5 protein-coding genes are annotated in these 5647 nt (G+C 69.9%); 3 read left to right on the top strand and 2 right to left on the bottom strand.

All coding sequences use genetic code 11. The features are described from left to right. Positions 1-220: 220 nt before the first annotated feature. Complete coding sequence (locus EHS43_RS35660) at positions 221-523, bottom strand: Atu4866 domain-containing protein (protein WP_125194766.1); 303 nt, start codon at positions 521-523, stop codon at positions 221-223. A gap of 466 nt (positions 524-989) precedes the next feature. Between EHS43_RS35660 and EHS43_RS35655 the strand changes: the two genes are divergently transcribed. Beyond that, complete coding sequence (locus tag EHS43_RS35655) at positions 990-1751, top strand: Atu4866 domain-containing protein (protein ID WP_125194765.1); 762 nt, start codon at positions 990-992, stop codon at positions 1749-1751. 135 nt (positions 1752-1886) lie between these two features. Continuing rightward, the gene (locus EHS43_RS35650; protein WP_125194764.1) at positions 1887-3278 is read left to right on the top strand and encodes an amidohydrolase family protein; all 1392 of its coding nucleotides are present in this window, start codon (positions 1887-1889) and stop codon (positions 3276-3278) included. Between the two features lie 137 nt (positions 3279-3415). Here the strand turns inward: EHS43_RS35650 and EHS43_RS35645 are convergent, their stop codons facing one another. Further along, on the bottom strand, positions 3416-4192 hold the full coding sequence (locus EHS43_RS35645) for a helix-turn-helix domain-containing protein (protein WP_125194763.1): 777 nt from the start codon (positions 4190-4192) through the stop codon (positions 3416-3418). Positions 4193-4269: 77 nt separating this feature from the next. Between EHS43_RS35645 and EHS43_RS35640 the strand changes: the two genes are divergently transcribed. Then, a complete protein-coding gene (locus EHS43_RS35640; protein WP_221740794.1) occupies positions 4270-5265 on the top strand; it encodes an LLM class flavin-dependent oxidoreductase in 996 nt (331 codons plus the stop codon). The last annotated feature ends 382 nt before the right edge of the window (positions 5266-5647 follow it).

Here is a 5647-nt window from a genome sequence, read left to right as displayed (position 1 = left end):
GGCTGTCAGTCGCTGCCACGTCCCCCCACCGAGGCCCACGGTCCCTCCCACTCTCCTGTCCGAGACGAGATCAACGTCGCGAAACCGGGCCACAGTTCATCACACGTGCGGTACGGCGGCCGCGTGTGGCATGGCTGGCGTCCCTCAACCCACGCCCTCGGGACGCCGTTCCCGGCCCCGGTGCCTGAAACGTACAGTCGCGACAAGAACGCAGCGTGTCCTATCCCCCGAGCGACCGGGTACCTCCTTGCCGGGCGCGTTCGTCGCCCTCGCGGTAGAGCACCAAGTGCTCGTGGAAGAGAACGCCGTCGCGGATGTCGCCGGTGGCGGTGAAGCCGGTGTCGTCGACGTAGTCGATGTGGGTACCGGTGACGGTGTAGCGGCCGGTATAGGCGCTCCGACGGTCTCCGCGGGCCTCGTCGTAACGGCCGTTCGGCAGCAGTTCCTGGCGGATGAACCCGTCCGCGGTCACCCACATCCCGACGTACGGATGAGGATCGCGGGGCGTGTCGTTGCTGGTCATGGCTCCATGGTTGGCCCGGCCGCGAATGGCAACCAGGCCGCCATCCACCCAGGTGCGGGCTTCCTGGGGGTGGCGCACCCACCGTTCCAAGCGGAACAGCGGGGCGACATCAGGGTGCCGAGACAGGCGGGTCTTCCGGATGCGGCGAACCCGGAAGGTGCGAGGGCCGTGACCGCCTCCCTCCCCCTGCCGGCTGCGACATCACCGCGGCCGGATGCCGGCTCCGACTCGTCGTTCCCCGCACCGGCAGCGCGTCCGAGGCCGTCTCACGGGCCCGTTGCGATCAGCGGGGCCAACCATGGGTGCCGCGCTCCTGGGGATACGGCGGCCTGGTTCCGACTCCGCCGCGCGACGAGCCTGATGGTCACGCGGCCGCCGCAACTGCCGAGCATCTGCCTCCACCTGCACCGTCGCTCGCTTTGTGAGTCGTGCAGACCCATCAGCCGAACTGCAAACAAGGAGCACCGTGACAATCACCGACACCGACACCGCCCCCGTGAACTGGAACCCGGAGGCCCTGGACGCGATCGTCTCGAACGACCGTGACCGTCCCGTCCTGTTCACCAACGCCCGGATCGTGACGATGGATCCGCTGATCGGGACCATGACCGGTGCCGACATCCTGTTCGTGGGTTCCCTGATCGTGGGGGTCGGCCCCGCCATCGTCACCGCTGCGGAGGACGACAACGCCATCGTCGTCGACTGCACGGGCATGACCATCGTCCCCGCCGTCGTGGACACCGTCGCGCTGGTCGGCGGACGCGGCCGCCGCTCGGAGTACGTTGCGACGCTGACCCCGGGCAACACCACCGACTTTCTGGTGGTGCCCGACGAACTCGCCGACGACGTGCCGAGCGCGGTAGCCACCCTCTTGTCCCGGCCCGAGCAGGTCCGCGCGCTGGTCGCGGCCGGTCGGCCCGTCCGGTGGGCGGGCATTGACGCCCCCGGCCGGGCCACCGCCCCAGAGGCGGGTATCCCGGATGCACCGGACCTGACCGGCAGCCCACGGGTCGGCGTCTGGATCGACCGGAAGGACTTCCTGCACCAGGAGCTCACCGCCGAGGGCCGCTACGACGAGACCCGGGGCGGTCGCTCGCACGCCTATCAGGGCCGGTTCTGGATCGACGGTGACCGCATCGACTACCTGGACGACCTCGGCTTCTGGGCCTACGGAGAGTTCCACGGCGACGAACTGCACCACGCGGGCTACGTCATGAAGCTGAGCTGACCCGCCGGCCGGCACATGCCGCGTCGCGAAGCCGGCAACCCGGTCCCCGCCTCCTCGGAGCCTGCAGATGACCGGCTCAGGGACCGCGGCGCCCCCTGCAGCCCTCTTCTCCAACGTACGGAAAGAAGACCCCTCATGAACATCGACGACACCACCAGCGCCGCCGTGCTCGAACAGCTCCAGCGCCGCCCCGCAGACGAACGGCGCATCCTGTTCACCGGCGCGACCATCGTCACCATGGACCCCGATCTCGGCGTCATCGACCGCGGCGACCTGCTCGTCGAGGGCGACACCATCACCGCCGTCGGCCCCGACCTCAGCGTGGGCGACGTCGTGCTCGTCGACGCCACTGGCACGATCCTCAGCCCCGGCTTCGTCGACACCCATCGGCACGCCTGGGAGGCTCAACTGCGCCGGATCATGCCGGACGTCGACGACCTCGGCGGCTACGTCATGTCCACACTGGCCGGCTACGCCACGGTCTACCGGCCCGAGGACATGTACATCGGCACCCGGCTGGCCGCCCTCACCGCGATCGACAGCGGCATCACGACCATGCTCGACTTCTCCCACAACTCCCGCACCCGAGAGCACTCCAACGCCGCCATCGAGGCCCTCCGCGACACCGGCATCCGCGGTGTGCACGCCTCCATGGGCCCGCACTTCGGCGCCTGGGACCGGCAGTGGCCCGGCGACCTGGCGCGCGTCAGGCACCAGTACTTCAGCAGCGACGACCAGCTGCTGACCCTGCGCCTGGCGACGCTCGCCACCGACGAGATCGCCGGACCGGCGCTCGCCTACGGTCCTGAACTGGCCCGCGTCGCCGCGGATCTGGGCATCGGAGTGAGCGTGGACGCCGTCTTCGGCACATCCTCCTCCGAGGCGGTAATGCGCTGGGCCAAGGACGGCGTCCTCGGCCCCGACGTCACCCTCATCCACGCCACAGGACTGACCCCCGAGGCATGGAAGGTAATGGGAGAGACCGGCACCACCGTGGCGCTCGCCCCCACGTCCGACGCCCAGATCGGGTTGGAGACCGCAATCCCCGCCGTTGACGAGGCCCTGTCCGTCGGCATCCGCCCCGGACTGAGCATTGACGTCGAAGTCGCCCTGGCCAGCGACATGTTCACGCAGATGCGGGCCCTGCATGCCATTCAGCGGATGCGCGCCGTCAACGCCGCCTACGGCACCGACCGGCAGCCGCGCCGCATCACCACCCGAGACGTCCTCGACTTCGCCACCCTCCAGGGCGCCCGTACCAACGGCCTGGCCGCCGTCACCGGCTCACTCACCCCGGGCAAGAAGGCCGACCTGCTCGTCATCCAGGCCGAGGACCTCAACAACATGCCGCTCAACGACCCGATCGGCACCGTCGTGCTGGGCTCCGATGCCCGCAACATCAGCGCCGTGCTCATCAACGGCGAGCCCCGCAAGTGGAACGGCCACGTCCTCGACGTCGACCTGTCCGCCCTGCGCAGTGAGGTCCAGGCCTCGCGCGAGTACGTGCTGAATGCTCCGACGGCCTGAGCTTCCCCCCTTCACCGTCCCCCGGCCGACCCCATGCAGACCGGGGGCAGCCACCGCCTCGGCGGTGCCATCGGCCGATCGTGTCGCGCCCAGACACACGGGGCCGCCACCGCACGAAACTGCTGCGCTGAGGCCGCCTACGTGTTTCCGGGCCCCTGAGCGGCAGCACAAGCCATCGTCCCGGCGGCTGCCGAGAGAGCCTCGGCCGTCGCCGGGTCGGCCGGCAGGAACGCCTCCAGCTTCAGTTCGGCCAGCGACATATCGACGGCGGTGGCGAAGGTCGTCACCGTTGTCAGCAGGCGCAGCTCACCGTACGAGGACTGCAGACGGAGCGGAACGGCGAAACCCAGGAGCCCGGCGGACGGCTCCAACTCGGGCACGTACCCGGTGAGTTCGGCGCGCAACTCCTCCAGGTGGCCAAGGCGTACCAGGATGTGGCGCGCCCATTCGGCGAGGTTGCGGATACGGGGAGCCAGCCCGTCGGGATGCAGCGCCAGGCGGTACACATTCCTGCCCGGGCCCACCAGCTCGGGGGCTGCGCCCTCGGTGATCAGGTCGAACGCAGAGTTCGCGGCGATGAGGTCGCCGGCCCGGTCCACGACCAGTGCCGGATACGGCAGGTGCCCGCGGAGGATGTGGTCGATTGCAGTGCGCACCGGGGCCAGTTCCGGACCATCCAGCGAGCTCTCGGGGTACGCGGGCGCGTACCCGGCGGCCAGCAGCAGCTCGTTGCGCTCCCGCAGCGGCAGCTCGAGTGCCTCGCCGAGGCGCACCACCATGTTCCGTCCGGGGACGGACCTGCCGGATTCGATGAAGCTGAGGTAGCGCTGGGTGGTGCCCGCTCGCAGCGCCAGGTCGAGCTGGCTGAGATGACCGCGGGTACGACGATCGCGAAGCGTGCCGGGGAAGTCCACGGACCTGTTGTAACGGTGGCGGAGCGGTCCCCGCCATTCCCCACGGGGAATTGTCGCCACTCGTACCGGTCGTGACCATGGCCGCCATGGACATCGGTGTACTCCTTCCGACCGGCACCGCCCAGTGGGGCGCTGCCGACCCTCGCGAGCTGATCGCCTTCGGCCAGTACGCCGAACGCTTGGGCTTCTCCTCGCTCTTCGTCAACGATTCCCTGATCAGCCCGCGCATCGAGGCGCTCACGATGCTGGCCGCGCTCGCCCCGGTGACCGAGGCCGTGACGCTGGGCACGGCTGCACTCATGCCGTTCCTCCGTCGGCCGATCCAGGCCGCGCAGTCACTTGGGTCGATCGACCTGCTGTCCGGCGGTCGGCTCACCGTGACCGTCGGCGCCGGCTTTCCCGGCCGATTCGGGCGACCCCTCTACGCGCTGTCCGAGCTGCCGTGGGCAGGGCGCTTCGGCCGCCTGGACGAGACAGTCGCGCTGTGGCGGGCTCTGTGGGACGGCGCCGAAGCCTTCCACGGCGAGATCCTCCGGTTCGACGACATCCCGCCCGCGACCAGGCCGTTGCGAGCCGGCGGCCCTCCTGTCTGGCTCGGCGGCGCAACACCCGCAGCTCTGGCCCGCACCGGCCGACTGTACGACGGATGGCTGCCCTACCCCCCTGACCCCGCCGACTACGCGTCCGGCCTCCGCGACGTCCACCAAGCGGCGGCCGACGCCGGACGTGCGGCCGAGGACATCACCCCTGCACTGTTCGTCACCGTACGGATCGACGACGGCGGCGAGCGCGGCCGTCAGGCACTGGACGACTACGCGCGGGCCACATACGGCATGCCGCTGGAGGAGTTGGAGAAGATCCAGGCAGTTGTCACCGGCTCCGCGAACCAGGTGGTCGAGGCCCTGGGACGGTACGCCGCCGCCGGTGCCCGGCACATCGTCGCCCGTCTCGGTGCTCTGGACCTGCACTCCCAGCGCGACCAGCTCGAACGGATCGCAGACCTGATCCCCGCCGTCCAGGGAGCATCTGAGCTCAAGGGTGAGCATCGGGCTCGGTGTCCACGACAAAGCTGAGGAAGTACCGGCCGCAGCTGTCCATGGTGCGGGTCAGGGACGTGGGCGAGGCCGGTTGCTCCGCCGCCGCGGGGCGGCGGGGTAAGACCTGCGGGGACACAAAGAATCCCGTGACCGATCGCAGTCAGACGTGGTGCGGTTCTGCGAGTCAGGAGGCGTGGCGGAAGAAGGCGGCGGGGTCGATCACCTGCGATCCGGACTTGTCACGGACACGGTCGACGGCTCCCTCCGCGGCGAGGCATGCCTCGCGGGCGGGCAGGGCCGTCAAGCGGCAGGCCTTGTCTCAGCGAACACCGGTGGTGCGGCCGGTCAGGGTGGCGGCGGCCCGCCCAATGGCCACATCCCACTCCCCTGAGCAGCCAAAACAGGCCCCAGACCACGT

Source organism: Streptomyces sp. RP5T (genome assembly GCF_003933965.1).
Classification (GTDB): Bacteria; Actinomycetota; Actinomycetes; order Streptomycetales; family Streptomycetaceae; genus Streptomyces.
The sequence above is the reverse complement of the archived record's forward strand: the minus strand, read 5'-3'. Positions and strand labels throughout refer to the sequence as shown.